The organism is Halomicronema hongdechloris C2206 (assembly GCF_002075285.3).
Taxonomy (GTDB): Bacteria; Cyanobacteriota; Cyanobacteriia; order Phormidesmidales; family Phormidesmidaceae; genus Halomicronema_B; species Halomicronema_B hongdechloris.
Window position 1 is genome coordinate 3,728,364 of the sequence record NZ_CP021983.2, and the last position, 25,899, is coordinate 3,754,262.

The 25,899-nt window shown below is 54.1% G+C and carries 30 protein-coding genes and 4 pseudogenes; 15 read left to right on the forward strand and 19 right to left on the reverse strand.

The window, feature by feature from the left end; translation table 11 throughout:
• Positions 1 to 21 precede the first annotated feature (21 nt).
• Positions 22 to 2,250 carry a formate C-acetyltransferase gene (pflB, locus tag XM38_RS16910; RefSeq protein ID WP_080806625.1) on the reverse strand — a complete coding sequence of 743 codons (2,229 nt, stop codon included), beginning with the start codon at positions 2,248 to 2,250 and terminating at the stop codon, positions 22 to 24.
• 496 nt (positions 2,251 to 2,746) lie between these two features.
• Here pflB and XM38_RS16915 point away from each other — a divergent pair.
• Positions 2,747 to 3,783: pseudogene (locus XM38_RS16915) on the forward strand (IS5 family transposase).
• Between the two features lie 245 nt (positions 3,784 to 4,028).
• Here XM38_RS16915 and XM38_RS16920 read toward each other — a convergent pair.
• Positions 4,029 to 4,406 carry a DUF4186 domain-containing protein gene (locus XM38_RS16920; RefSeq protein ID WP_080806622.1) on the reverse strand — a complete coding sequence of 126 codons (378 nt, stop codon included), beginning with the start codon at positions 4,404 to 4,406 and terminating at the stop codon, positions 4,029 to 4,031.
• A 269-nt stretch (positions 4,407 to 4,675) separates the two neighbouring features.
• Here XM38_RS16920 and XM38_RS16925 point away from each other — a divergent pair, with 269 nt between their 5' ends.
• On the forward strand, positions 4,676 to 5,590 hold the full coding sequence (locus XM38_RS16925; protein ID WP_080806726.1) for a UbiA prenyltransferase family protein: 915 nt from the start codon (positions 4,676 to 4,678) through the stop codon (positions 5,588 to 5,590).
• Positions 5,591 to 5,691: 101 nt separating this feature from the next.
• Here the strand turns inward: XM38_RS16925 and XM38_RS16930 are convergent, their stop codons facing one another.
• Positions 5,692 to 6,444, reverse strand: a complete 753-nt coding sequence (locus tag XM38_RS16930) for a GAF domain-containing protein (protein WP_088430488.1) — start codon at positions 6,442 to 6,444, stop codon at positions 5,692 to 5,694.
• Positions 6,445 to 6,649: 205 nt separating this feature from the next.
• On the opposite strand from XM38_RS16930, the gene ggt reads away from it, so the two are divergent.
• Both ggt and XM38_RS16940 read left to right on the forward strand, forming a co-directional pair.
• The gene (gene ggt, locus XM38_RS16935; protein WP_088430490.1) at positions 6,650 to 8,206 is read left to right on the forward strand and encodes a gamma-glutamyltransferase; all 1,557 of its coding nucleotides are present in this window, start codon (positions 6,650 to 6,652) and stop codon (positions 8,204 to 8,206) included.
• Between the two features lie 183 nt (positions 8,207 to 8,389).
• Positions 8,390 to 9,796, forward strand: coding sequence for a carotenoid oxygenase family protein (locus XM38_RS16940; protein ID WP_306441533.1), 1,407 nt, complete (start codon positions 8,390 to 8,392; stop codon positions 9,794 to 9,796).
• Positions 9,797 to 9,805: 9 nt separating this feature from the next.
• Here XM38_RS16940 and XM38_RS16945 read toward each other — a convergent pair whose 3' ends face one another.
• Together XM38_RS16945 and pdxR are read right to left on the reverse strand one after the other, a co-directional pair.
• Positions 9,806 to 10,162: an S-adenosylmethionine decarboxylase gene (locus tag XM38_RS16945; protein ID WP_080806619.1), complete on the reverse strand. Its 357-nt coding sequence runs from the start codon at positions 10,160 to 10,162 to the stop codon at positions 9,806 to 9,808.
• 305 nt (positions 10,163 to 10,467) lie between these two features.
• Positions 10,468 to 11,928 carry a MocR-like pyridoxine biosynthesis transcription factor PdxR gene (gene pdxR, locus XM38_RS16950; protein WP_088430494.1) on the reverse strand — a complete coding sequence of 487 codons (1,461 nt, stop codon included), beginning with the start codon at positions 11,926 to 11,928 and terminating at the stop codon, positions 10,468 to 10,470.
• A gap of 107 nt (positions 11,929 to 12,035) precedes the next feature.
• Here pdxR and XM38_RS16955 point away from each other — a divergent pair, with 107 nt between their 5' ends.
• From XM38_RS16955 to XM38_RS29080, 3 genes are all read left to right on the forward strand, one after another.
• Positions 12,036 to 12,701 (forward strand): pyridoxamine 5'-phosphate oxidase family protein, encoded by a 666-nt coding sequence (locus tag XM38_RS16955; protein ID WP_080806615.1) that lies wholly within the window; start codon positions 12,036 to 12,038, stop codon positions 12,699 to 12,701.
• A 68-nt stretch (positions 12,702 to 12,769) separates the two neighbouring features.
• Positions 12,770 to 13,210, forward strand: coding sequence for a gamma-glutamylcyclotransferase family protein (locus XM38_RS16960; RefSeq protein ID WP_088430496.1), 441 nt, complete (start codon positions 12,770 to 12,772; stop codon positions 13,208 to 13,210).
• A 128-nt stretch (positions 13,211 to 13,338) separates the two neighbouring features.
• The gene (locus XM38_RS29080) at positions 13,339 to 13,635 is read left to right on the forward strand and encodes a RidA family protein (protein WP_391540786.1); all 297 of its coding nucleotides are present in this window, start codon (positions 13,339 to 13,341) and stop codon (positions 13,633 to 13,635) included.
• A 63-nt stretch (positions 13,636 to 13,698) separates the two neighbouring features.
• Here the strand turns inward: XM38_RS29080 and XM38_RS26070 are convergent.
• The 9 genes and pseudogenes from XM38_RS26070 to XM38_RS17010 form a co-directional block, all read right to left on the reverse strand.
• A pseudogene (locus tag XM38_RS26070) lies at positions 13,699 to 13,938 on the reverse strand (hypothetical protein); the annotation flags it as partial.
• On the reverse strand, positions 13,935 to 14,315 hold the full coding sequence (locus tag XM38_RS16975) for a HEPN domain-containing protein (RefSeq protein WP_080806612.1): 381 nt from the start codon (positions 14,313 to 14,315) through the stop codon (positions 13,935 to 13,937). The pseudogene XM38_RS26070 and the gene XM38_RS16975, both read right to left, overlap by 4 nt.
• Positions 14,312 to 14,680, reverse strand: coding sequence for a nucleotidyltransferase domain-containing protein (locus tag XM38_RS16980; protein ID WP_080806611.1), 369 nt, complete (start codon positions 14,678 to 14,680; stop codon positions 14,312 to 14,314). Before XM38_RS16980 ends, XM38_RS16975 begins: the two co-directional genes overlap by 4 nt.
• Before the next feature lie 28 nt (positions 14,681 to 14,708).
• A complete protein-coding gene (locus XM38_RS16985) occupies positions 14,709 to 15,317 on the reverse strand; it encodes a Uma2 family endonuclease (protein ID WP_080806610.1) in 609 nt (202 codons plus the stop codon).
• Positions 15,318 to 15,440: 123 nt separating this feature from the next.
• Entirely contained in the window at positions 15,441 to 15,743 is a 303-nt protein-coding gene (locus XM38_RS16990; RefSeq protein WP_080806608.1) for an addiction module antidote protein, read from the reverse strand.
• A 10-nt stretch (positions 15,744 to 15,753) separates the two neighbouring features.
• Positions 15,754 to 15,939 (reverse strand): annotated as a pseudogene (locus XM38_RS16995) (type II toxin-antitoxin system RelE/ParE family toxin); the annotation flags it as partial.
• A gap of 190 nt (positions 15,940 to 16,129) precedes the next feature.
• Complete coding sequence (locus XM38_RS17000; protein WP_080806604.1) at positions 16,130 to 16,615, reverse strand: hypothetical protein; 486 nt, start codon at positions 16,613 to 16,615, stop codon at positions 16,130 to 16,132.
• Positions 16,616 to 17,332: 717 nt separating this feature from the next.
• Complete coding sequence (locus XM38_RS17005) at positions 17,333 to 17,578, reverse strand: hypothetical protein (RefSeq protein WP_080806600.1); 246 nt, start codon at positions 17,576 to 17,578, stop codon at positions 17,333 to 17,335.
• Positions 17,562 to 17,837: a BrnT family toxin gene (locus XM38_RS17010; RefSeq protein ID WP_080806598.1), complete on the reverse strand. Its 276-nt coding sequence runs from the start codon at positions 17,835 to 17,837 to the stop codon at positions 17,562 to 17,564. The genes XM38_RS17005 and XM38_RS17010 overlap by 17 nt, the downstream gene beginning before the upstream one ends.
• Before the next feature lie 304 nt (positions 17,838 to 18,141).
• Between XM38_RS17010 and tnpC the strand changes: the two are divergent.
• From tnpC to XM38_RS17045, 6 genes and pseudogenes are all read left to right on the forward strand, one after another.
• A pseudogene (gene tnpC, locus XM38_RS17020) lies at positions 18,142 to 19,446 on the forward strand (IS66 family transposase); the annotation flags it as partial.
• A gap of 129 nt (positions 19,447 to 19,575) precedes the next feature.
• Positions 19,576 to 19,788, forward strand: coding sequence for a hypothetical protein (locus XM38_RS17025; protein WP_080806597.1), 213 nt, complete (start codon positions 19,576 to 19,578; stop codon positions 19,786 to 19,788).
• A gap of 595 nt (positions 19,789 to 20,383) precedes the next feature.
• Complete coding sequence (locus XM38_RS17030; RefSeq protein ID WP_137455151.1) at positions 20,384 to 20,632, forward strand: hypothetical protein; 249 nt, start codon at positions 20,384 to 20,386, stop codon at positions 20,630 to 20,632.
• Positions 20,633 to 20,718: 86 nt separating this feature from the next.
• Positions 20,719 to 20,919, forward strand: coding sequence for a nucleotidyltransferase domain-containing protein (locus tag XM38_RS17035; RefSeq protein WP_080806593.1), 201 nt, complete (start codon positions 20,719 to 20,721; stop codon positions 20,917 to 20,919).
• The gene (locus tag XM38_RS17040) at positions 20,916 to 21,161 is read left to right on the forward strand and encodes a hypothetical protein (RefSeq protein WP_137455152.1); all 246 of its coding nucleotides are present in this window, start codon (positions 20,916 to 20,918) and stop codon (positions 21,159 to 21,161) included. Before XM38_RS17035 ends, XM38_RS17040 begins: the two co-directional genes overlap by 4 nt.
• A gap of 142 nt (positions 21,162 to 21,303) precedes the next feature.
• A complete protein-coding gene (locus tag XM38_RS17045) occupies positions 21,304 to 21,927 on the forward strand; it encodes a hypothetical protein (RefSeq protein WP_080806591.1) in 624 nt (207 codons plus the stop codon).
• A 217-nt stretch (positions 21,928 to 22,144) separates the two neighbouring features.
• Here the strand turns inward: XM38_RS17045 and XM38_RS17050 are convergent, their stop codons facing one another.
• Both XM38_RS17050 and XM38_RS17055 read right to left on the reverse strand, forming a co-directional pair.
• A complete protein-coding gene (locus XM38_RS17050; RefSeq protein ID WP_080806589.1) occupies positions 22,145 to 22,555 on the reverse strand; it encodes a hypothetical protein in 411 nt (136 codons plus the stop codon).
• An 87-nt stretch (positions 22,556 to 22,642) separates the two neighbouring features.
• Complete coding sequence (locus XM38_RS17055; protein ID WP_137455153.1) at positions 22,643 to 22,870, reverse strand: hypothetical protein; 228 nt, start codon at positions 22,868 to 22,870, stop codon at positions 22,643 to 22,645.
• A gap of 94 nt (positions 22,871 to 22,964) precedes the next feature.
• Between XM38_RS17055 and XM38_RS17060 the strand changes: the two genes are divergently transcribed.
• Complete coding sequence (locus XM38_RS17060; RefSeq protein WP_080806586.1) at positions 22,965 to 23,294, forward strand: nucleotidyltransferase domain-containing protein; 330 nt, start codon at positions 22,965 to 22,967, stop codon at positions 23,292 to 23,294.
• A gap of 80 nt (positions 23,295 to 23,374) precedes the next feature.
• Here XM38_RS17060 and XM38_RS29085 read toward each other — a convergent pair.
• Positions 23,375 to 24,435, reverse strand: a protein-coding gene (locus XM38_RS29085) for an IS630 family transposase (RefSeq protein WP_088431532.1) whose coding sequence is annotated in 2 segments (ribosomal slippage) — positions 23,375 to 23,973 and positions 23,973 to 24,435 — 1,062 coding nt in all. Because the reading frame shifts where the segments join, the coding sequence is not laid out codon by codon here.
• A gap of 63 nt (positions 24,436 to 24,498) precedes the next feature.
• Between XM38_RS29085 and XM38_RS17075 the strand changes: the two genes are divergently transcribed.
• Positions 24,499 to 24,825 (forward strand): HEPN domain-containing protein, encoded by a 327-nt coding sequence (locus tag XM38_RS17075; RefSeq protein ID WP_080810949.1) that lies wholly within the window; start codon positions 24,499 to 24,501, stop codon positions 24,823 to 24,825.
• A 24-nt stretch (positions 24,826 to 24,849) separates the two neighbouring features.
• Here the strand turns inward: XM38_RS17075 and XM38_RS26075 are convergent, their stop codons facing one another.
• Together XM38_RS26075 and XM38_RS17085 are read right to left on the reverse strand one after the other, a co-directional pair.
• Positions 24,850 to 25,158: a hypothetical protein gene (locus tag XM38_RS26075; protein ID WP_187329444.1), complete on the reverse strand. Its 309-nt coding sequence runs from the start codon at positions 25,156 to 25,158 to the stop codon at positions 24,850 to 24,852.
• Positions 25,159 to 25,163: 5 nt separating this feature from the next.
• Positions 25,164 to 25,871 carry a response regulator transcription factor gene (locus XM38_RS17085; protein WP_080806583.1) on the reverse strand — a complete coding sequence of 236 codons (708 nt, stop codon included), beginning with the start codon at positions 25,869 to 25,871 and terminating at the stop codon, positions 25,164 to 25,166.
• Positions 25,872 to 25,899 lie beyond the last annotated feature (28 nt).

Sequence of the window (25,899 nt, forward strand, 5' to 3'; positions counted from 1 at the left end):
AGGCTGGCAACCCTTGGGGGGTTAGAACCGCTGGTGGAAGGTGCGGTTAATCACATCCATCTGCTGCTCCCGGGTGAGCTTGATGAAGTTTACTGCATAGCCCGATACCCGAATCGTCAGTTGCGGATACTGTTCCGGGTGGTCCATGGCATCCAGAAGGGTTTCGCGATTGAGCACGTTGACGTTGATGTGATGGCCCTGGTCTTGGCAGTAACCGTCTAGCAGATTCACCAGGTTATCGGTGCGGTCCTCTGCGGTCTTGCCTAAGGCCCCAGGCACGATGGAGAAGGTGTAGGAGATACCATCTTGGGCATGCTCGTAAGGCAGTTTAGCTACTGACTCTAGCGCTGCAACTGCTCCTTTGGTGTCGCGCCCGTGCATGGGGTTGGCCCCAGGGGCAAAGGGTTCTCCTGCTTTGCGGCCATCGGGGGTACTGCCGGTCTTCTTGCCGTAGACCACATTGGAGGTAATGGTGAGGATGGATTGGGTGGGGACGGCTTGGCGATAGGTGGGATGCTGACGCACCTTATTCATAAACTGCTCGACTAGATCGGCTGCGATCGCATCTACCCGCTCGTCATTGTTGCCAAAGGCCGGATAGTCACCGACCACCTCGTAGTCAACGGCCAGTCCTGCTTGGTTGCGAATCACCTGCACCTGAGCGTGTTTGATGGCGGAGAGGGCATCGGCCACCACGGACAGTCCCGCCACCCCGCAGGCCATGGTGCGATAGACATCGCGGTCATGGAGGGCCATCTCCAGGCGCTCGTAGCAGTACTTGTCATGCATATAGTGGATGACATTCAGGGTGTTGACATAGATGCGGGCCAGCCAGTCCATCATGTAGTCGAAGCGGCCCACGACTTCGTCATAGTCCAGCACGTCAGCGGTGAGGGGGGCATAGGGCGGGGCAATCTGCTCGCCGGATTTCTCATCTTTGCCGCCGTTGATGGCATACAGTAGGGCCTTGGCCAGATTCACCCGGGCCCCGAAGAATTGCATCTGTTTGCCGATGCGCATGCCGGAGACACAACAGGCAATGCCGTAGTCATCGCCGTAATAGTCGCGCATCAGGTCATCGTTCTCGTACTGGATAGAACTGGTGTCAATGGAGACCTTGGCACAGAAGCGGCGGAAATCGAGGGGCAACCGCTCTGACCACAGCACGGTCAGGTTGGGTTCGGGGGCCGGCCCCAAGTTGTACAGGGTCTGCAGGAAGCGGAAGCTGGCTTTAGTGACCAGAGGACGACCGTCATTGCCCATGCCGCCGATGGATTCCGTCACCCAGGTGGGGTCGCCCGAGAACAGCTGATTGTATTCCGGCGTCCGCAGGAATCGCACCATCCGCAGCTTCATCACGAAATGGTCGACGAATTCCTGGAGGGTGGCTTCGTCGAAGATGCCGTTTTCGAGATCCCGTTGGCAATAGACATCCAAGAACGTAGATACCCGCCCCAGGGACATGGCGGCTCCATTTTGCTCTTTCACTGCCCCCAGGTAGCCAAAGTAAAGCCACTGGATGGCTTCCTGGGTATTGGCAGCAGGACGGCCAATGTCAAAGCCATAGGCCGCTGCCATGGTCTTCAATTCAAACAGGGCCCGAATCTGCTCTGAGAGCTCTTCCCGCAGCCGAATCACCGCTTCGGTGATGCTGTCGAGTTCCAGAGATTCCTGTTGGGCTTTCTTATCGGCAATCAGCCGGTCGATGCCATAGAGGGCGACGCGGCGATAGTCACCAATGATGCGACCGCGGCCATAGGCATCCGGCAACCCGGTGACGATGCCGGAGTGACGGGCCAGTCGCATTTCTTTGGTATACGCATCAAAGACGCCGTCGTTGTGGGTTTTGCGGTACTGGGTGAAGATGGCTTCGGTGCTGGGGTCTAGCTGGTATCCATAGGCTTCTAGGGACTTTTTCACCACCCGGATGCCGCCGAAGGGCATGATCCCACGTTTCAGAGGCTGATCGGTTTGGACGCCGACGATCTGCTCTGCACCCTGGTCGATGTAGCCAGGGGCATGGGCGGTGATGCTGCTGGGCACGGCCGTCTCGACGTCTAACACGCCCTGTTCCCGTTCCCGCTCCATCAGCGTTGAGACTTGCCGCCACAGCGCTTGGGTGCGCTCTGTGGCGGGGGCGAGAAAGCTGTCGTCTCCGTCGTAGGGGGTGTAGTTGGTTTGAATGAAGTCGCGGACATCGATGGTGGTCATCCAATCGCCCGGTTCAAAGCCAATCCACTGATCAAACATGGCAGATTCTCCTATGGGCTGCTATCGGGACAAACCAGATGCAACGTTTGGACAACAGCGAGGACCTCTTATTTCGAGGAGTTGAGGGCCACTTAGTTTGCCCATTTATAGTGTAGTTTCAATTTCAAAGAACCGCCGATCAGGACTTAATTATCTGTTTCATTTCTAGTTTAGAAATCTGGATGTTGCGTATTAAAAATTGCAACGTATCAAGGTCGGTGGCGAAGGGTCGTATCCCTGGACAAAAGTCTATTCCATAGATATATCTAAACCATCTGGCTAGATAAATTATTAGGGATATATTTAGGCCCCTTAATTCTTTTCTCAGGCAAGGTGTTGAGCCAATTTTCATGATTTGAAGACATGCGATCGCACCTTCCCAATCCAAAAAATCCTCTTATCTATAGCATGGGAAATTGTTGAGGGCACCTCGAAAAATAGCCAGAGCGATCTCAGTATGAGATCATAAGGTCGGTTTTGTTGAAGCACGCAGGCCATGGGACAGCAGGGATTCTGGGATATCGAAGAGCGCCAGCAAAAACTGGAGCAAAAGAAGGCGGTACTGAATCGGTTGAATCAACTGGTGCCGTGGGAGACCTTTCGTCCGATTCTGATGCAGATTCGAGAGAAACCGCGCAAAAGCCAGGCCGGTCGTAACCCCACCGATGTCCTGTTACTCTTCAAGATGCTGGTGCTGCAAAAGCTATACAACATCAGCGATGACGAACTGGAATATCAGGTCAACGACCGACTGTCCTTCATGCAATTTCTCGGTTTGGGGCTTGAGGATAGAGTCCCGGATGCAACGACGGTGTGGCTCTTCCGAGAACAGTTGCAGCAGCACGGCTTGGTGGAGGCGTTGTTCGAGCAGTTTGGAGCCTATCTGCAAGGGGCAGGCTATGCCGCCAAGGATGGGCAAATTGTGGATGCGACCTTGATTCCAGTTCCCAAACAACGCAACACCCGTGAGGAGAACCAAACCCTCAAGCAGGGTGAGGTTCCCGTTGAGTGGCAAGAGACCCCTCATCAGCTCGCGCAAAAAGATGTTGACGCCCGATGGACGAAGAAAAATGGAACGTCCCACTACGGCTACAAAAACCACATCAATAGTGATGCCGGCTTTAAGCTCATTCGCCGTTACAGCGTCACCGATGCGTCGGTCCATGACTCGCAGGTCTTGGGCGAGTTGCTCGATGCGGATAATAGCGGCGATGGACTTTGGGCCGATAGTGCGTATCTCTCCGTGCTGATTGTCGAGGTGCTGAAATTGATAGGGTTTGAGTCCGCATATAAATGAACGGGCCTATCGCAATCGCCCCTTAAGCGAGGCCCAGAAAACCGCGAATCGAGAGCGCTCCAAAACCCGTGCCAGAGTGGAGCACATCTTCGGAGATGTCGTCACCAGCATGGGTGGCAAGGTGGTGCGCAGCATCGGGTTAGCCCGTGCCCAGACCCAGCTAGGTCTGAAAAACTCTGGTGTATAACCTGAAGCGGTTTTGTGTGTCTCGAAACCCAACGTGCTGCATCGGCTGAACTGGCAAGATAATCGGACCTAAAGCCGGGAAATCGACTTAAACGTGGTCTTCCAACCCTATTTTTTTGTCAAAATGGGAAGCTTTTTTCGGTGGAATGTCTCGGACTCTCTTTGAGTCACCTTGACGGTCTCAAATGAGACGCCATTAGCTAAAGAAAACTGATTAATCGAGGTCCCCTATTGGATTCTCGGCAGAGACCGGTAGTTGTTGCCTTATGTGCCAAACGCCCCATTGTGGCCAGCTCTAATCCGTTGTCTGATCCCAAGAAACCCGTTGCCGTCGCAACCAGGCCTCAATCACCCTCAAGATGTACTGCTGCTGAGTTGACGTCAGCGCTTGGCCAGGAGGAATGCCATGCCAGCGACTAAGGCAACGACGACAGCAAGTGCCAGTGGCATGTTGGGCAATGAAGACAGGATGCCCACGCCAGGGAGTTTGACGCCCGTCGCGGCTAGGATGGGCCGGCGCCAATCGCTGCTCGATGAAGTCGGCGCCATGCTGCAAAATGGTGGCCACCCCTTGGCGCTGCAGATACTCCCGTTCCCGCTCTAAGAGCCGAAACCGACGGCGAAATTCAGACCGTTGTAACCGCTCAAATACGGCATCCAAATTCGGATCCATGGTCAATCCTGTAGCGAACGTCTCGACCGTTGGCCAACGCCACCACGCAAGTGCCTACGCATGCTGAGCCTTACTCACAGTCTAATCAGGCAACCCGATGCCTCTCACCTTTAGTCATCTTCAGTCGCCCCTGCCTGTGGTCCCGCCCGCTGCAGTGACCTGGGCACTATGCATGATTTACGTTAACTTTTAATAAGTTGACCAAAATTGACTTGACAAAGACACCCAATTTCTCACTAGAGACGTGGGCGTGGGTGCTCCTAACCATCATGGCATCACTCATCTTCTCAATTCCTAAGCACCTGCGAGTCATCACCGATCGGGGCTATCACCTATTCAGAGTCACCATCGTCTATTCAAATATCTGGGTGGCTGCCGCCATCGCCTCTCTGGTGGTATTCGTGCAAGACACCCTAGGCCTCGACTGGCAATGGGCGCCGGTATTGCTAATCTTCGCATCGGCCCTGATTCCTTATAATCTCGATCGCATCGCCGACTCCTACGTGCAAGAGATTCCCGATGGCAAGGCTCAAGCCTATTTCCAGCAAGGCTGGGGCTGGGTAGTGTTAATCGCCGCCACTGCCGCCACCGGGATACTGCTCTACTACGCTGACCGGTCTGTATTACTCGTGAGCTTAGGGGGGCTAGTGCCTTTGATTTACGGCCTGCCCCTCTTTCCCTGGTGGCGACAGCATCGCCTGCAGTGGTGGCGGCTGAAGGATATTCCTGCCTCGAAGGCCTGGTTGGTGGCGGGCATCATCACCTACGCCTTAATTGCCGTGCCCCTGGCCTATGCCCATGCTCCGTTTACCCTATCCGCGGGGTTAACCAGCTTCTTCCTGCTGATTTTCATCGGCACCAACTCCCATCTCTTCGATGTGCGCGATCTGGAATCAGATCGTCAGGCAGGGGTGCTGACTCTGCCCCTACTAGTGGGACTATCTAACCATCGCCAGATTTGGACGGCCTTGAACCTAGTGGCCTTAGCCGTGGTGGGCTGGGGCTGGCTGCAGCATTTATCTGTGCCGTCACCGCTAGTAGCCATCCCTTGTGTAGCTGCTAATTTAATTGCCATCTGGCTGATCCGGCCGGCTACACCGCGCCCCCTGTACAGTCTTTGCATAGACGGTTACTTGTGGTTACCCAGTCTCATCGTGGCAGTGATAAGGGCCTTTCAGTTATAGGGTTAGCTAGTTTACCGAGGATATTACCGATCGTTCAGCTGCTCAGTCTAAAGGGGGTGATGAGCTCACCACTAGGTACAGTGCGGTGGTGGCGGCTCTAGCTACTCAATCAACTCATCCTCTGTATCTGTGGTCGTTGCTGCCGCAGGGTCATCTGCCAATAGAGCAGTCGCCACATCTGGAAAATGCTGGCGCATACAGCGATCGCAAACCCCGTGGGTGAAAGAGACATCCGCATGCTGTTCGATGAACCGCTCAACCGTCGACCAATACCCCTGATCGTCACGCATGCCCTTGCAGTACGAACAAATCGGAATCAGCCCCTCCATGATCTCGATTGTCTCCAGGGCATTTGCCAATCGAGCCGACACCCGTTTCAGCTCCAGTTGCGTCACCACCTGACGAGCCAGGGCTTCCAGGGCATTTTTCTGCTGCTCAGACAACTCCCTAGGCTGGCGATCAATCACGCAGAGGGTCCCTAAAGCATGGCCCTCAGGGGTCACTAGCGGCACCCCGGCATAGAAGCGAATGCCCGGGGCACAGGTGACCAGAGGATTTTGCTGAAAGCGTTCATCCTCGAGGGCATCGTGGATTACCAACATCTGTTTGTCCAGGATGGCATGGGCACAGAAGGAGACATCACGGCTGGTCTCAGTCACCTCCAGTCCTACCCTCGCCTTGAACCATTGCCGATTCAAATCGACCATGCTGATTAAGGCAATGGGCACATCACAGATAAACGCCGCTAAGTCGGTGATGTCATCATAGGTCTGCTCAGAGGGAGTATCTAGAATGCTGTACTGCCTCAGGGCTTCCAGGCGGGCCGCTTCGCGAGTCGAGGACTTGACAGTCATGGCATGGCAATGGTGCTTAATTTCTACGAATTCATTCTAGAAATGCAATTCGGGAGAGCCCTAAACAGGGCCGAGGATTTGATAATGCTTAATATCGCAGCGCTAAGAGTAATATCCCGTGTCTAGGTTCAAATCTAGCTGAGATGCCAACCATGGGGTATGGTGCTAGCTCAGTAGCGAGTGGACTGATCTAGGAGATACGGACATGGGCCAGACGGTAAGAGGAGTTGTGGCAGCTGGTCATCCCCAGACAGCAGAGGCTGGAGCCGAGATGCTACGCCGGGGAGGCAATGCCTTCGATGCCGTCGTGGCCGCCGCCCTGACCGCCTGTGTGACCGAATCGGTGCTCACCTCCCTGGCCGGCGGCGGCTTCCTGTTGGCCCATACTGCCACCGGGGAGGACCGATTATTTGACTTCTTTAGCCAGACCCCTGGTCGTAAGGAGATTGATTTTTCCCTCGATTTCTACCCGATTGAGGCCAACTTTGGCGATGTCATACAAGAGTTCCACATCGGCCTGGGATCCATGGCCGTGCCGGGCACGCTGGCCGGGTTGCTGCATGGGCATCGTCGCCTGGGTCGCCTGCCCCTGGCGGCTGTGATTGAACCGGCAGTTCATTGGGCTAGGGCCGGGATCGAGGTCACGCCCTTCCAGGCCTACTGCTTTCAGGTGTTGCAACCTATCCTGACGGCGACGCCAGCCACCCGAGCCATGTATGCCCCCCAGGGACCCCTACTGCAGGCGGGGGATATGCTCCGGTTTTCTCAATTCGCCGATACGCTGGCATACCTGGCAAAGAATCAGGGGCAGGCCCTCTACCAGGGGGAGTTGGCTGAGCAGATTGCTCGGGATTGCGCCACCCAGGGCGGATATCTGACGCGAGCGGATCTCAGCCGTTACCGGGTGATTGAACGGTCACCGCTGCGGGTGACCTATCGGGGCAACACCCTGCTGAGCAATCCGCCGCCGAGCTCCGGCGGCACCCTGATTGCCTTTTCCCTGAAACTGCTGGCCCAGGCTGAGATGGCGGCCACTGACTACACGGGTCCGGGCCATTTGGCCCTACTGACGGCGGCCATGGGCTTGACCAATGCTGCTCGGCGAGATGGCTATGATGCCAATCTGTACCAGCGCGATATTACCGATTGGTTTCTGGGGGAGGCTCATCTGGCCAGCTATTATCAGGCCTTTGGCGACGTTGTAAATAAATGGGGCAGCACCACCCACATCAGTGTGTTGGATGCAGAAGGCAATGCCGCCAGCCTGACCGGGTCTAATGGGGAGGGCGCTGCCTACGTGATTCCGGGCACGGACATCATGATCAACAACATGCTGGGAGAAGAGGACTTAAACCCCCATGGCTTTCACCAGTGGCATCCCAATCGGCGGATCTCGTCGATGATGGCGCCGAGTATGGTGCTGCAGGAGGGACAACCACGACTGGTGTTGGGCTCTGGCGGCTCCAATCGCATTCGCACCGCCATCTTACAGGTCATGTCGAATGTGCTGGACTTCGACATGGATCTGGAGACGGCAGTAACCGCGCCCCGGGTGCACTGGGAACGGGGGGTATTTCATCTGGAACCTGGCATCGATCGGGCCGTCCTCGAGGCCACATCTCTGCTGAGGGACGTGCAGCCGGTCTGGTGGCAGCGGCCCAATATGTTTTTCGGCGGGGTCCATACGGTGGCTCGACTGGACGATGGCACCATCATCGGCATGGGAGATCCCCGGCGTGGCGGCGCCGTAGCCTACAGTTAAGCTGGCCGGAGGAGATAGCCTGCCCCAGTCTTTGCTGCCGGAACGATGGCCAGTGCTGGGAAATGGACAATCTACTATCGCTAGGGATGAGCACACCTCGTCTTCAGAAATCAGTCACAATGAATAGGGCCTCTGAGATGGACTATGGTGCTGCCGATATCTTCGCCTAGGACAACTACTAGCTTGAAGGCATGGGCCAGAGCCATCGCCTCGCCAGCTCAAGAATTTTCAAACACTGCCTTGCCGGTCCTGGCCGGACAGATTCCGTCAGGGCTGAGGGGCAGTCTCTATCGCAATGGTCCCGCCCGGTTTGAGCGGGGACAGCAGCGGGTCAACCACTGGTTCGATGGGGATGGAGCCATATTGGCCGTCCACTTCGGAGACAGCAAAGCCACGGGGGTCTATCGCTATGTGCGTTCGGCTGGCTTCGAGGCGGAAGCCGAGGCCGACGCCTTGCTCTACCGTGGCTACGGCACCCTGGCCCCAGGCCCGATCTGGAAACGTTGGCAGGCTCAGCTGAAAAACGCCGCCAACACCTCAGTCCTAGCCCTGCCGGATCGACTGCTGGCCCTTTGGGAAGGCGGCTTCCCCCATCAGTTACGTCTGGATACCCTGGAGACCTTGGGATTGGATGATCTGGGCCAACTGACTGGCGATGAGCCCTATTCGGCCCATCCCAAGCGCCACCATCGCACCGGCGACATCTTCAATTTCGGCATCGTGGCCGGGGCCGATGCCACCCTCAATCTCTATCGCAGCAATCCCCAGGGCCACATCCACCAGAAAGCTAGCATTCCCCTCAATGGCATTCCCCTAATCCACGACTTCGTCTTGGCAGACCGTTACCTGGTGTTTTGTGTACCGCCAGTGCGACTCAATGCCCTGCCAGCGGTGTTGGGCTTTCAAAGTTTCAGCGAGGCACTGTTGTGGCAACCGAAACGAGGCAGCCAAATCGTGGTAGTGGATGCCGATAGCCTGGAGGTGGTGGCCTGGGAACAGGTGGATCCTTGGTTTCAATGGCACTTTGGTAAGGGTTACCTGGATATCGATGGCACCGTGGTGCTGGACGTGGTGGCCTATGCCGACTTCAGCACCAATCAACAGCTGCGGGAAGTCGTAGATGGCCAGATCCACACGCCTGCGGCGGCGCAACTGCGGCGGCTGCGGCTACAGCCGACGACGGGGCAGATTCTGGACGACCGGGTGGTGGTGGACCAGCACTGCGAGTTTCCCCAGGTGGCCTGGTCTGGGGAAGATGTGGCCCTGGCCCCGACCTACCTGTCTCTCCATGCCCCTGGTCGCGATGCCACGGGCGAGTTACTCAGCGCCATCGGTTGCCTGGACCCGGTCAGCGAGCAGTTGACCATTGTCGATGCCGGTGTCAATTGCTATCCCTCAGAGCCGGTCTATGCGGCGGATACTGAAAGCGACCAGGGCTGGATTTTGACGGTGGTCTATGACGGCAACCACCACAACAGCGAGGTCTGGATCTATCGGGCCGAGGCCCTGGCGGATGGCCCTGTCTGTCGCTTGGGTCTGCCCCAGGTGATTCCCCACAGTTTCCACGGCACTTGGCAGAGCGCTGCCTAGGGGGCTGCATCAGAAGACCTGATACTCCAGGGCGTGGGCCTGAAAAAATTGCCAGGTGTAGTCGACAGCTTGCTGGGTGTCGAAGGCTTTGCAGGTGAATAGTACCGTGGCGAAGAACTTAGCGGAACTCCAGACATAGAGGGAGATGCCAGAGTCGATCAGGGGGATAAAGGCATCGAAGCCTTGGTTTTCTGCTTTGCCGAGGCCGCCGGGGGCATGGATGATGGGGGTGCCGTAGGCGCGCAACCCTAGGTGAGCCGCTACTCCCAGGAGATAAGCCGCGATGGTGTCGCGATCGACATCGGTGGTGTAGCAGCCTTCGATCAGCAGTCTCTGGCGGGTGATCTGGGGGGCAAGGTCTTTCATGGGCGGTGAGCTATGGGTAGGGTCAGTCGGGTTGATCATAGCCTTGGCCGGGGAGCAGCTTTCGCAGTCGTGGAGACTTCTTTCACCCCGGTGGCAGCTTTGTTGTTATCCTCGGAGACTTCTTTTTCTGCCGTGGCAGCTCTGTTTTGGCTGCGGAGGTTTCCTTTGACATCATGAAAGGTTTCTGTGGCCCAGGTTGCGCGTCAGGAGCTGGCTGCGGGTAGTCCTTCCAATCAGATCATCCAACCCCGCCACACTGCCATGCGCCTAGGAAGGCACCCCGGCACAAATAGCCTGTTTGGCTTTTACGCCTTCAAAACCTGCGCTAACGCCTGAATTCCTTGCTGAATCTGGTCTTCATCAAGCTGGGCATAGCCAAAAATAAACTCCCCGGTTTTGGGGCTTGCCAAATAGTAGCTCTGGGCGCTGATCACGCCTACATCGACGCTGGCGGCCCGCTGAATTACAGCCTCATCGGGTATCGGTGTTTCAAGCTTTGCCATCAAGTGAATTCCGGCATTCTCTCCCAAAATGGTGATCCTAGAGTCAAAGCTCTCCTTCAATACGTTAACCAATGCCTGCCGCTGCTGATTGTAGAGGTGGCGCATTCGCCGGATATGCCGATCAAAATGGCCTTCGGTGAAGAAATCCGCCAGGGCATATTGCTCCAGCAATGGAGACTGGCGATCGCACAACCACTTAGCCCGACTCACCAGGGGTATCCAGGCCTTTGGCACCACTAGATAGCCAATCCGCAAAGCAGGAAAGAGAATTTTAGAGAAGGTGCCCACGTAGATGACCGTATTGTTGCGATCCAGTCCTTGCAGGGCCGGAATGGGGCGATCGCCGTAGCGATATTCACCGTCGTAGTCATCTTCCAGAATCAGGGTTCCGGTCTGTTGTGCCCATTGCAACAGGGCCAATCGACGGGAAAGGGACAGGGTAACGCCAGTGGGAAATTGATGGGAAGGAGTGACATACAGCAGCTTGAATGACTGGGGATACTGAGCCAGTGCCGCCACATCTACCCCTTCTTCATCCACGGGGATAGGCTGCAGATTCGCCCCCTGTGCGGCGAAGCAATACCTGGCCCCCAAATAGCCTGGATCTTCCATGGCGACCCAATCCCCAGCATCCAGGGTAAGGCGAGCAATCAGGTCGAGGGCTTGTTGAGATCCGTTGACGATGATGACCTGTTCTGGACTGCACTGCACTGCCCGAGACCGCCCCAGGTAGTCGGCGATCGCCTGCCTCAGGGGCAGATATCCCGCTGCATCGGCACTGTAATTCATGAGGCTTGAGGACGTGCTGCAGTGACGGGTGAGGAGCCGTCGCCAGAGATCCATCGGAAACAACTCCGAGGCGGGGTTGCCATAGCGAAAGTTAATTGCTGATTGAGGACATGGCCCTTCCAGAGCCTGTCCAGCTAACAACTGAGTGCCGAACTGAGACAGCCGGGTGGGAGCGGATGAGGGGGATGAGTTCTGGGCAATTGGTTCAATCTGTAAATAGTCTTCCGGGAGTTGAGCACAGACAAAGGTGCCCGAGCCTTTCCGAGTCTCCAAATATCCCTCACTCACCAGTTGGTCATAGCTTTGGGTTACCGTCACCCGCGAGATATCCAGAGACTGGGCCAACAGGCGGGAGGGCGGTAATTGTTGGTTGGGCTTGAGGCGTTTTTGCAAAACAGCACCCCGCAATTCTTCCGCTAGCTGCTGATACAGGGGAATGGTGGAGTTGCGATCGAGGGAGAGGGCCAAATCCATAGGACCAGAATTGGACTTATTGAAAAACCCAGAATTGGCTATTGAGTCAGACCAATTCCCCCCTTATCTTACCTCCATAGCGATTACATCAATACGGAGAAATCCCTATGACTACTTCAAGCATGCTGAAACCCACTGACCGCAGCAAGGTGAAACGCCGGCCCCAAAAAGGACACTACGATCGGGAGTTAATCCATCAAATTTTGGATGAGGCCCTTGTGATCCATGTTGGATTTATTGCCAACAACCAGCCCTTCGTCATCCCCATGGGATATGGACGGGACGGTGATTGCCTCTACATCCATGGCACATCGGCCAGTCGGATGCTGAAGAGCTTAGAGCAGGGTATTGATGTTTGCGTGACCGCTACGTTGTTGGACGGTTTGGTGATCGCGCGATCGCTGTTCCACTACTCCATGAACTATCGATCGGTGGTGCTGTTCGGTCGGGCCACGTTACTTGAAGATGAAGCGGAAAAGACCCAAGCTCTTAAAGTATTGTCGGAACATATGGTTCCCGGTAGCTGGGAACAGGCTCGCAGGCCCACGGCTCAAGAGGTCAAGGCGACCAAAGTATTGGTATTCCCCATTGAAGAAGGCTCTGCCAAGGTCAGCACGGGTGACCCGAAGGATGATGCTTCCGATTACGAATTACCCATCTGGGCCGGGCAGATACCCCTTAAAATTACCCCTGGTGTGCCTATCCCAGATTCTAAACTGGCTGACGGTATCGCCATTCCTGAAAACCTACTGAAGTATCACCGAGGGGGTTAGGACCAGTCATTACTCATAGCAGATCATCCTCGACTCAACAAGAATTTAGCCCGAATCGCTTTTTAGACATGGAAAAAACTTGGATTTTTTTCTACGGCACGTTTATGAGCGCCCAGGTGCTGCGCCAGCACGGCATTGACTGTCCTGAAACCTATGCAGCCCGACTGAGCGGATACGCCCTCTCAATCCGTCCCAGGGTAAACCTGACCCCCAGCCCAGAGTCATGGACCTATGGAGGGTTGGCTTTCATTAGCCACGGAGAAATCGCTAGTCTCTACGAAGACCTGAAGCAGCAGTTTGGAATTGTTTATCATCCCTATCCGGTTGTGGCTGAACTGTCTGACCAGACTATGAGAGCGGCCTTGTGTTTTATATCCCCAAATATTCCTGATGCCGCTCCTGATGGGAGCTATGTTGATGAGCTGAGTAAATGCGCTGAGGAAATGGGGGCTCCCAAAAGCTATATCGACCACATCCAGTCATTTCAAATCTTTAACCCATTGAAATAGGCCCGGTACCCAAACACTCTGAAGGCAGTTTCCCATGAACACGCTTGAAACCGAGGCAGGACTGGCCTTAACCCCCGGTTACCAATATGCTCAGCAGGTAAGGCAATCAGCTATTTGTCGCCGGGCAGGTGCCTCATGATGCGGATGGCAATTTAGTCGGCATTGGTAGTCCCCAAGCCCAGGCCAACCAATGCTTGCAGAATCTGCGTATTTTGATGAATTTGTATGGCTTTGGCGACCGCGACATCCGGCCACTCAAGATATACGTGGTGGGTGATCATGCAAATCTCACAGAGGCCTGGAAGGCCGTGACAGAATGGTTTGACAACACGGTACCTCCTGCCACGCTGCTGGGGGTTAACCTACTGGGCCATGAAAACCAGCTGGTCGAAATTGACGCGACGATTATCAAGATAGATAGTTAGTCGGCATTGCGTGCCTGACCTTTGTTGCAATGGCTCGGCATTAAGCATGAGTGGATACATGTCGTGGTCGCGGTTGTTCTTCTGGGTGGGGGCTTTGAGGGCGGCGACTTTATCCCGCTTGTTGGGGTCGTCGTCTACCAGGTCGGCAATCTTGAGCATCGTGCCGTCAGCCGTCTGCACCCGTTGAAACCCTTGGTAGACCTGCTCCTGCATGGGGCGCATCCCCAGCTCATTGGATTTGGTGGAGGAGCCGTCTTGGGCGTAGGTGACGGAAACGGAGGGAATAGCGGTTGGTTTGTTCATATTGCGCCTATTTCCTGAATGGCCAGGGCTAAAAAATCTTCGGCACGATGGATTTGTTCTGCGGCTTGGTCAACTGTGATGGCATTGAGTTGTCCGTAGTCGCTAGTGGTGCGGAGTTCTTGAGCTTCAATTAAGAAGCGGTGAAAGTCAGGTGAAACTCGGCGGGGTTTAGCAAATTCTCGTCCAAAGGCAGCAATGACGGCAGAATGCTTGGAGAAAGCCAGTCCTTCACCTTCTAGAAAGGCTTCGGCAATGTAGAACATAGAGTAATAAGCGCGGGAGGTAGCATAGTCTGGGTAGTCGTTGGTGAGCAGGAGTTTTGCTGCTTCTAGGCTTTGCTGAGCTTTGAGCAGGAGTTCTCGTTGCTCGTCGGTCATAGTAAGACTCCTTCTTCGCGGATATTACGAAGTAATGCACTGTTGCGAGTTTGGTAGTGGGTTTCGTCCATGAAGAGGCAACTAATCACCACATCATGGTGAAGGGAGAGATCCGCCACAATTTTGCCTGTGCGTTTGATTTCTTCGCCGGGATTGACGGGCGATTCTGCTCCGCAGTCACTGGGCGATTCTCCTTCGGAGACACTGCGTGAACGCAATACCACCAAAACATCAATATCTGACTCTGGTTCACTATCTCCACGGGCTTGGGACCCAAAGAGGGTGAGGTGACTCAGGCGATCGCCGTAGAGTGTAGTCAGGTCTTGTTTAAGCTGGTTGAGGATGGGTTGAAGAGTCGGATTCATACGAGATTGTCCAGACTGGCAACGGTGTTTAGTACAGCGGCAGAATATCGTCTAACCGAAGCTGCAAATTGGGGAGTAGTGCCGACGCGATCGCCTCACCCAGTCGGTATTGATGCTGGTTGTACTCATCACCTGCTAGTTGGCAGACGGTGAAGGTGGGTTGTTTGGGTTTGCCGATAAAGGCGATGCCGCCGATGCCGCGATAATCCACGATCCAATATTCGGGAATGCCAAACAGGGCATATTCTTCGACTTTGCGGGCGTAGTCGGTTTCCCAATTGCTGCTGACGACTTCGACCACTAGTTTGATGGAGTGGCCAAGGGTAATGACAGGCTGCCGTTGCCAAAGCAGTTCATTGGCCAGGGCCGTTTCATCAAGCACGACAATATCAGGCCGACGGGCTGTGGCGGTATCGGCGAAGGGTTGAATCAGACAGGTACGGGGAATAAACCAGGGCTGGCTAGCCTGGGTAATCGCCATGCCGATGTGGGTAGCGAGCTTGCCGCCAACGGTTTCATGGGGGCCAGTCGGTTCCATATCAATCAGTTCTCCATCGGCCAATTCGTAGCGGGGATTATCGCCGTATTGGGTAAGGAATTCGTCGACGGTGAGGGTTTGTGTTGGGGTGTATGTCATGGCGCTGGTGGGGGCGAATAGGGCGACGATGGCTTACTGGGTAGTTATGGGAACTCGGTATCTATGCGATCTGGTAGGTCACCTGCTTTTCTACTAAGGGGTCTTGCCAATCAGTTGTCATTTTTAGCCCTCTTGAACAGCAACCGCGACAACTTGCAAACGTAAGCCTAAGGCTCGCAAAACCTTAAGCACAGTGGCAAACTCTGGGTTACCTTCCCTCGATAGGGCTTTATAAAGACTTTCACGCCCTAATCCGGTTGCCTGGGCGAGCTGGGTCATGCCTTTAGAACGCGCAATATCGCCTAACGCCGCTGTCACAAGGCTGGGATCGTCTTCTTCTAGCGCTGCTTGCAAATAGGCAATGATATCTTCCTGGGTTTCTAGATGGTCGGACGCATCCCAAGGATAGGTTTGTAGTTTGGTCATCGTGGCTCTCCTATACCTTTTTCGCTAGTTCCAAGGCTGCTTTAATATCGCGTTTTTGAGTCTTGTTATCGCCTTCTGCTAAAAGGATGACTAAGGTCTCGCCACGTTGGATGAAATACACCCGATACTCTGGGCCATAGTTAATCCGTAGTTCTGAGACGCCTTGACCCACTCCATGTAAGTCTGGGCCTGGCGAATCTCAATCATGGCGCGATCGTATCCTGTGGGATACGTAAACGTCTAGGAACTGATGGCTGATTGAACACATTGGGGGTTATGAGGCGGTCATTATTCCCCCACTAAGGAAGCTCCCAAACACAAAGCTGGCCTCGCTAAACGCCAAGCCAGCCTATTCCGGAGAGTTAATTCAGAGGTCGTGTAACATCCTAACCGACAGACGCGGGCTCAGCCGCTGCCGATCGCCCCCGACTCCCCTGATGGGCAAACCGCTGCCCCATCTCATCAATCAGATCATCCAACCCCGCCACATTGCCATTCGCCTTAGCGTAGCGATACACCTCCAGCGCTGCCCGATAAGCCTCATCACCGGCGGCGACCGCCGTATCATCCATCAACTCCCGCAGCCGCGTCAGCGCCAGCAGCATCGGCTGCAGCGCCTCAAACAGCTCAAAGTCTCGCCGCATTTCCTCGAGATCAAACGAGCGGGGCAAAAAGTCGGGGGTCTGAGTCGCAATCTCTAGCACCTTCTGGGTAAATTCCCGATTTCGGGCTCCCAGCTTGGCCATGCCCCGCCGTTCCTCTGGTCCCACGTCGATCAAGAACAAAAGCTTCTGGTTAATCTGCGCGATTAACTCCATGACTTCTGTGCGATCGCTGTCAGACAGTGCCGAACTAATCCGATTTACAGACATTGCAATATACTCCTACGGTTTACCTACTTAAAGTACCCAAGGCAATTTGGAGAATAGAGCAGAGAAAAGAAAAAAAGAAGATAAAAGAATGGGCAAAAACATGGTTGGCTGATCCTAATCACCTGGTTGACTGACAAAACCTGTGAAAACCTCATGCTTTGGTAGGTTGGGTGGAGCGCTAGCATAACCCAACAAAACCGTCGCTGGTGTTGGGCTCATTGACTGACAAAACCCGCTAGAACCCAGACTATCCAAAGGGTCAGGGAACCTGCCCCCTACAGCATCCGAAATCTGGTAAGGGCGCGGTTTCCGCGCCCAATGCAGAATCTTTTGTCAGTCAACCAGGGTATCGGGTCACGGTAGTGCTGTGCACGGCTACTCAGCCTGCGCTGCAAGGGGAAACGCCTTACCTGCAAGGATTTGCGCCTGACTGGGTGCGAGACATTATTCCTCCCCCCCAAGCCACGCAACAGTTTGCGGCTCTGAGCCGAGTCCGGTATGAGGTGCCCGCAGTTCCCTGGAGTTGGGCCGATATCGCGACTGATCTAGGCACTAGTCTCTCGAGAGGTGATCGACAAATAGAAGCCTTGCTTAATAAGGGTTTCGGAGAATTGATGTCAAAAGCCTCAAACCCCTTTAAAGGAGTCAAATAGACCATTTGCTGCATAACGGTGAAGGTCAGTGGTGGCTATTAGTTTTGAGTCCTACCAACAACTTTTATTCCGTCCGCTGCACCGCAGTGTTGGGCTGCTGGCGCTGAGCAACCTGCATCAAAAGACGTAGTGCCTCGTTTACTGCTGCATCATTAGGAAAGGCTTGAGCGACATCGGGATCTAGAAGCACTAAATTTGTTCCTGTGCGATATCGCTCAACATACTTACCCCTAATACCTCCCTGCATTTGAGAAAAGTCGTACTCAGAACGTAATTCATCTTCCATTTCATTCTCAAATTCCTTCTTCATAAAACCTCCTCTCCTGTCGGGTTGCTTTTCGGGCACTTATGATTGGTACTTTTTCTCCTCGGTCGGTATGTGCAACAACCAAAAGTTGCCCAACCCGAGATACACCAATGATAACGTAACGGTTTTCTCCGATGGAATGATCAGGATCAGGAAAGGTTACAGATAGGGGGTCATTAAATACGGTTGCAGCTTCCCGGAAGGAAACACCATGCTTCTCAATGTTTAGTCCTGCTTTGTCTGGATTCCATTCAAATTCCATGTGTAGAAGTCTTCTTAATCCTTACGGACAACCGCAGGAGTAATAAAGGCGTAAAAGGAACTTAACGTCTCAACTCCGCCAGTTGAATTAACTCGTCTACTGCTAAACGCACTCCCAAGCGGATTTTTTCTAAATCAGCACGAACAGCATTGTATCGTCTATTATGAGCTGATCGATCGCCAATAGCTTTCAAGTAATTAGTCACCGCAACAAGACCCGCCAGTTGCGAAACAGGCAAAAGTCGGTAGAGTAGAGGACATGAAAAAGCCACCGCAGCCAGAGCCAACCCTCTCCGAGATCGACCCTGAGCGAGAAGCTCAGGAAGCTAACCCGGCGGACCAGTGAAACCAGCTCACAGCCGCCATCCTCTGATGGCCCCAAGAAACCGAAGCGGGATCAGCAAAAGCCTCAGCGAAAACGAGGCCCCAAATACAACCACCCTGACACGACCCGCCATGGCTTTGGTTGGATTGACCACAGCGTGTTACTCGACATGCAGAGTTGCCCGATCTGCGGCGGTGCAGTGGAGCGCCAACCCCAAGGGACAAAGCGACAGCAAGTGGCCGAATTAGTGCCAGAGCTCGTCGAGATTTGGGAGTACGAGCGACCGTTGTATCGGTGTCCCGCCTGCGAGTGGCAAGGCTATCAGGACTTGCCGCTGGGATGCCGGGAGGGGTTTAGCTATGGCGGCCGCTTGAGTAGTGTGGTGGGTTGGCTGGGGTATGGCGGCAACTTATCGTGGTCAAAACAGCGCTATGTGGTCGAGAGTATCTTCGGGATTCCGATGTCTCAGGGGAGTTTGGCGAAGCTGCATCAGTGGTTTTGCGAGGCCTTACAACCGGCCTATGAGCACTGGTGGAGCTGGATTCAACAGCCGGGGGTGCGCTGTGTCGATGAGACCAGTTATCGCTTGAACGGGGTGAATCATTGGCTGTGGATTGCCACCGCCCCCGAGTGCTGTGTGCTGTTCTTTGCCCCTACCCGCAGTTCGGCAGAAGTCAACGCGCTTTTGGGAGGCGAGTTTGCGGGCGTCCTCAGCAGCGACTGCTGGTCCGCCTACGGGCCGCAATCGGCCGCCGCCAAGCAGAAATGCTGGGCCCACATTGAGCGGGACTTAAAGGCATTGACAATCTCTCGCTTCCCGGAAAATCGAGAGTTCGCCCAGCGCATCTTGCCGATTATTCAGACCGCTCAGCAGGCCCACCGGGACTATCATTGGGGTCAATTCAGTCTCGGCGAACTCCAAGCGCTGCGGCCGATTGTCGAGGCAGAATTAGCCCATGTGCTTGAGCACCCCCCCAACGGGCGTTGGACCGCTGATTCTCAAGCCTTGAGCAACCGGTTTCGTCGCTATTGCTCAGACTGGTTTACCTTTCTCTCTCAGCCTGAGGTTAACCCGGACAACAATGATGCGGAGCGAGGCCTACGGCCGGTGGTGATTCATCGCAACGTCAGTGGCGGTGCCCGCAGTGAGTGGGGGGCTCAGCTCGTGGCGATGATGGTCAGCTTCCTCGAATCGATGCGCCGTCAGGGTGAAAACGCGGTAGACCAGCTCTTTGAGCTCCTCGCCGCGTCAGGGTGCTCGCCTCCTGTTCTGTTACCAGGATAAGTCTGGGTCGTCAGAGGCTTTCTCATTAAGCCTCTACTATTGCGGTGACCAGTTACGTCTATCCAGCCTGATATAGAGTGAGCCAATCCATAGAAAATGAACCGAATTGCTGTACCAGGAACTTAGGTCATGAAAACAATCAAAGACTTGACAATTGACGAATTCAAACTCTTAATTCGAGAGACTCTGGCAGAGGTTCTCCAGGAAATATTGATTGATTCCGATGAGGGTAAATCTCTCAAGCCTGAATTCAAGGAGGAACTCACCAAAATCCGAGAAAGACGTGCCTCAGGCGAAACCACTCCCCTTTCTTCAGAGGAGGTTATAGCTCGTCTGGGATGATAGCGTTCATGAACTATGCAGTACAGTACGATCCGCAGGCAGCTAGAGAGTGTTCTGATTTCTGTGTAACCTTCGGTTCTGGGCACGGAAAATCAAGGGTTCCAGGCTGGTCGAACCCAGTTTGCTGAACACTCCCCAGTCAGTTCCCCCACTGGTGAACCCAATTCCCCCAGCCACGAACCCAGCTTCACCACTCACGAACCCAGTTCCACTGCTAGCGAACCCAGTTCCCCCACTGGCGAACCCAGCTTCACCGCTGGCGAACCCAATTCCCCCAGCCACGAACCCAATTCCCCCAGCCACGAACCCAGCTTCACCACTCACGAACCCAGTTCCACTGCTAGCGAACCCAGTTCCCCCACTGGCGAACCCAGTTCCCCCACTGGCGAACCCAGTTCCCCCACTCACGCAGTCAGGTCCATCACTCACGACATTGACTTACAAAAAATTTCAATCGGGTGTAGTACAGCCCGAAGATCCCCCCACCTCCCTCTGGCCAGGAAGGCACAGCACGAAGCTTGATCCGCAAGCAGCTGGGAGAATACACTCTGAACAACAATGCCATCAAGAGCAATGGCTGAACTGCTGCCGCTTTGTGACCTACTCAACGCCGAATTCCAGGGTGAATGGTGAGCGGACCTGGCAACGATTACCGGGCCGCGATCGCATCAGCAGATCGCAACGCTCGTCGATGGCTTGGCCTGGGAAGACCTGGGACAGGAAATTCGGGGGGCTCTCCAATTGTGTCGTGTATGACTGGGATTCCTTATTTGCTGCCTCCGAAGCTGAAATGGTGGGACGCGCGGCAGCTCAGGTCACCGCCCAGTGGGATACCTTCACGTAGCTAAATCAAGCACAGCTCTCCGTTCGTTTTTCCATCTGCCTTTCGCTGCGATCGCAACTAGGGATTAACCCTCATCTCCGGCTATCATGCCAACCAGCGCCGATCTGCCGCTGCAAGACAACGATCGCCCCGCCATCGAGGCAGCCATTGAACTACTGCCCAATCAGTTTCCGGTAGAGCAGGTGATCCTCTACGGCTCCAACGTCTCCGGGCAAGATACCGACGAGTCCGACATCGACCTACTCGTTCTGACTCGGCCGGTGTGCATTGAGTATATAAACGATTGAGTCATCCTACTAAAGGATGCACGGCTCACACTAAAGGATGCAGCGATCGCATCGAAGGTGACGGCGATCGCATCGAAGGTGTCGGCGTTACCTTAAAGCATGTACCCGTCACAGCAACCCATCAGCCCTCCAACTCACCGTTGTCGGCCAACCTGTCAAGGATTGGCAACTCGCTGCAGAGACCCATGGGGTGTGGACGGACATCCACCGACCAGGCGTGTTTAATGGAAAAGACTTGGTGAATTAGGCCAGCTGGCTATCGCCGAGCCGATGGCCAATCCCTACGTCGCTGGCAACCCGGTCTCGGGGGAGTTATTCGTGGGGCGCGAGGAGATTTTGCGGGAGCTAGAGGAACTGTGACTGCGACCAGGGCAGACGGACTCGGTGCTGCTGTACGGCCATCGCCGCATGGGCAAGAAAACCCGCGACTATTGGAACCCGCTGTTTGGCAGCATCAAGCCTCGCAAGGTCAGCTTTCTGACGCCCCCCGCTACCCGGCGACTACTGACCCAACCCTGCCTAGATTTTCCCCTCGACTATACCCAAGACACCCTCGACGAAATCGTGCGGCTGACCGCGGGGCAACCCTACCTGGTGCAGCTGATCGGCCAAAATTTGGTGGCACAGTTTAACCATCAGGTGTTTGAAGCCGGGCAGGACCCCAACCGCCCCATCGCCATGGCCGATCTACAGGCCGTCATTCAGTCTCCGGAGTTTTTCCAAGATGGGGGGGCTTACTTCACCGGGATCTGGCGCCAGGCGGAAGACAGCAGCCTTGCGGGGCAGCCCGAGATTTTGTTCCAGCTTTGCCAACGCGATCTCTCTGTCTCGGAGCTGGTTGAGGCCACTGGCCTGGCCCACCAGCAAGTCGAGGCTGCGCTTGCAACCTTGATCTCCCACGATGTGATTCATGCCACCGCAGCCGGGCGCTATGCCTTTACTGTGGAACTGATGCGCCGGTGGGTGCAGCGACGCCTAAGGAGAATTCTGGGAAAGAAAATGCCTTGAGCGCAGGGCCTGCACCCTTGGGTAACAGCCCATAAAATGGGTAATTTTGTTTCCAGAGATCTTCTAAATGCTTAGACCTTTCAGAGCGATGACTACGACCATTGGCGGCTGGCAACCTAACGCCAACGCCGTGAACTAGTGTCTTAGAACTGGGATAGAGGTGTGGTGATGGTGCAGACGGTCTCGATTGAGCAACTGACCCTGTAGTAGCGTTGGCCTATGTCCCCTGGCATACTAACACCACCAGCCAGAGGTTGTCCTGCAGGGTCAGGGCATCAATGCGCCCCTCCAGCACCGTGGGGCCTTCCTCTGTGTCTGTTTCCAGGGCCAAGCGCATCCACTGTTCGCCCCGAATGCGGTAAGGGGGGTCGCACAGGCCCAGGGTATCCAGCAGCGGCGACACCATGATGATGTTCGCCGTCCCCTCGCTGATTTCGCCGTCTTCCAGGTAGTAGAGGTAGCGGTCTCTCAGATGGTCCAGCTCCGCCACTTCCACCGCCGTTAGCTGCGGCAGGGTGTCACGCCATTCGGCACAAAACGGCTCATCCGTTGCCCGGCTCAGGTTGAAGCGTTCGTGGGCTTCCCGCAGGGTGGTGATGGCTTGGGTCACTGCAATTGTCGTCACCATTGTGTCGCTAACCTCCTACGCCTGCCGCTCTAGGCACCTTAAACTTCAGCTTATCCCGCCTGTCCCCCAGCTCCACAATGCCCTGGGTCACTGCCCGAGGGGTGTAGTATTCCCCCGTCGAGTTGGGGGACCCCAGTAGGTAGCCTTGATCACGTCAGTGCTCTCTGGCAGCAGCACCCCTAGGCCGACTCCCTGGAGAATCAGGCTGCGGGCGATGGTGACATAGTGGCGCAGCAGATGCAGCCAGGAAAGGCTACGAACAGGAAAGGCTGCGAAAGCAGGGGGCCTTGCTCTCAATCGGTGCGAGCGTCGCACCTAAGCGGTATCCCCATACCACGTTAAGATTCACCATAATCCTATCAACCGTTGAGGAGGGAGAAGTCATGATGGAAAGCGTTAGGTACTTGACATGATTCCTTTCAGCCAAATTCAAGCCTTTAGTCAACAGATCGCTGAAAGATTTGAACCAGAGCGAATTATTTTGTTTGGATCTTATGCCTGTGGAGAACCAAATAAAAATTCCGATGTTGATTTACTGGTGATTTTGCCCTTTGAAGAATTACCTGTGCACAAGGCCATTGAAATTCGGCAACGCGTTCCTGCCACTTTTCCGCTAGATCTTATTGCCAGAACTCCTGAGCAAATTCAACAGCGTTTGGAGATGGGAGATTTTTTCATTCAAGACATCTTGAACAATGGTCAGGTTCTCTATGAAGCCCATCATTCAAGAATGGATTAACAAGGCCGAAGCCGATTTTGCAACGGCCCAGCGTGAATCACAAGTCACCCAAACACCTAACTATAGCAATCCCAGTTGATTTATGAACAAGGTGAATATTCTTCTATTTTAGAAAAATCGAACTTTTGATGATCTATAAAGAACTCAAACAGATACTTTACAGCGGGGAAAGAACGACACAACCTCCAAAATCTTCTCAATGAATTTTTGGCTTGTAACCAAACATCTTCCACTGGATTTTGTTCTGGTGAATTGGGTGCAAATAGAATACATTTGAATTGCCATTCTGTCTCTTCCTTCCCATGATTGACTGTAGCTAAAAAATCTTTGATCTCTTGTGACTTATGATAACTAGCGCCATCCCAAATTAATGCGATTTGCTTCCCAGGATTTTGTTCCTGCAAGTACTTCATAAAAGCAACTGTATTCTCTCCATTCCCTTTCTCGTAAGGATGCAAAATAAATTCTTTTGTTTGATAGTTTAATGCGCCATAATATGTTTGCCTGATTCTCTCGTTTGTAATAGGGATTTCGATTCGCATATCTGTCTTGCCCCAGACATATCCACAAACATCACCCCAAAGGAGATGACACTCATCCAAAAAAAGTACAATCAATTCCCCAGACTCAATTTTGAACTGGTTTTGACGGATAAATCCTTGGATTTCTTCTCTTTTTTTTTGACTAGAGCTGGATCAGATTTCGGGTTGGTTTTTTGAGATTTCTTCCAACTAATACCTGCTTCCGAAAAAAGTGTATAGTAGCTTTGCTTAGACTTGTAAATCACATCATAATGTTCATCTAAATATGAAACTAATTCATCAAAGTTCCAGTAGTTTCTGGTTCTCAGCCACGAGATAATTTCTGTACGATCATCTGGGGTTAGGTAACTTTTTGATCCTTGGTAGCCGAGTTTAATACCTTCAATGCCTTGTGCTTCGAATCTGTTCTTCCAATATGTAATAAAAGACTTGTTTATTCCCAGAAATTTGGTAATCTTAAAATATGGCTCACCCTCCAATGCCATTTTTACAGCCAATGCTCGCTTAAGCTCTCTTGAATCAGGATTACTACTTATAAAGTCTGATAGAATAGCACGATTATCTACTTTTTGTTGGTGTTCTAATTGAAAACTATTCATGAGTACAACTGTATTGACAGCTTGATGATATTTATATACTACCCATTCTAAACTCATTTAGGGTTGCTATATGATGCGGTTTGCTTTCATAGCCAGCAGTGCATAGAGAAATATCTAAAAGCTTGCTTACAAGAGGCTAATATTGCGTTTAGCAAAACCCATGATCTCGCTTCACTCTTGAATTTGCTTCTACCTATCAAACCTGACTGGACTGGCTTGCGCCCCACTCTAGATGCTTTGACTGTCTATGCTGTGGAGTTCCGGTATCCCGGCATGGCCGCAACTCGGGAGATTGCCTACCAAGCCCTGCAAGATTGCATTCGGGTCCGGCAGATTTTGAGGCAGCATTTAGATTCGATCGACACCACAGATGAACCACAGGGCTCTTGATATTGCTATAGCAGGGAGAGGTGTTTAACTTTTCGAGACGCGATATACCCAGACAAGTGCTACACGCAATTGCGGGGCGGGGCGGTCCCAACCCTCAAGCAGTCCCAATGTAGGCAGACCTCTGGCGGCCAATTCCCCAATCAGGTCAGAGCGGTGGATGCTGCCCCCCAGCAGCAGCACAGCAAACAGCAGCAGGGTGATCACCTCCGGCAGTAGGACCTCTAGGCCGCCCCCCTTGAGAATGAGGCTGCGGGCAATGGTGACATAGTGACGCAGCGGATTCAGCCAGGAAAGGCTGCGGGGGCCTGCTCTCGATGGGTGCGATCGCACCATTGGCCCTAGCCGCTGTCTTCAAACTTATAGCCGACGCCAATCACCGTCTTGATGAAACTGGGCTGGGAGGGATCCGGTTCGATCTTCTTGCGCAGGCGAGCGATATGGGTATCGACTACTCGCTCATCCCCGAAGAAATCATCCCCCCACAGCCGTTGGATCAACTGCTCCCGACTCCAGACCCGGCCAGGATAACTGAGGAAGCTGGCCAACAGATCGAACTCTAGGTTGGTTAAGTCCAGGGGAGGCTCTGACTCGCCATTGAGATGACGCTGGGCCTGATGCTGGTCCAGATCGAGGGTAAAGTGAGCGGTGCGATAGACCCGCGAGTCCCGCCCCGCCTGTCGCAGACTACGCCGCAGCAGCGCCCGCACCCGGGCCACCAATTCTCGAGGGCTAAAGGGTTTGACTAAATAGTCATCGGCCCCCGTAGACAGGCCGATGATGCGATCGATCTCTTCGCCCTTAGCCGTCAGCATCAAGATGTAAGGATCCTGAGGCCCCGGCTGTTGACGAATGCGAGCACATACCTCCAGGCCATCGATGCCTGGTAGCATCAGGTCCAAGACGATCAAATCCGGGGGCTGCTGCCGGTATCGCTCCAGGGCCGAGAGACCATCGCGGCAAACCTGGCAGGTGAAGCCCTCCTTCTCCAGATAGAGCTGAATCAACTGGGCGATATCGGCTTCGTCTTCAACAATGAGAATGTCCATGGCCCCAAAACGTTCCAGATTTGCGGTC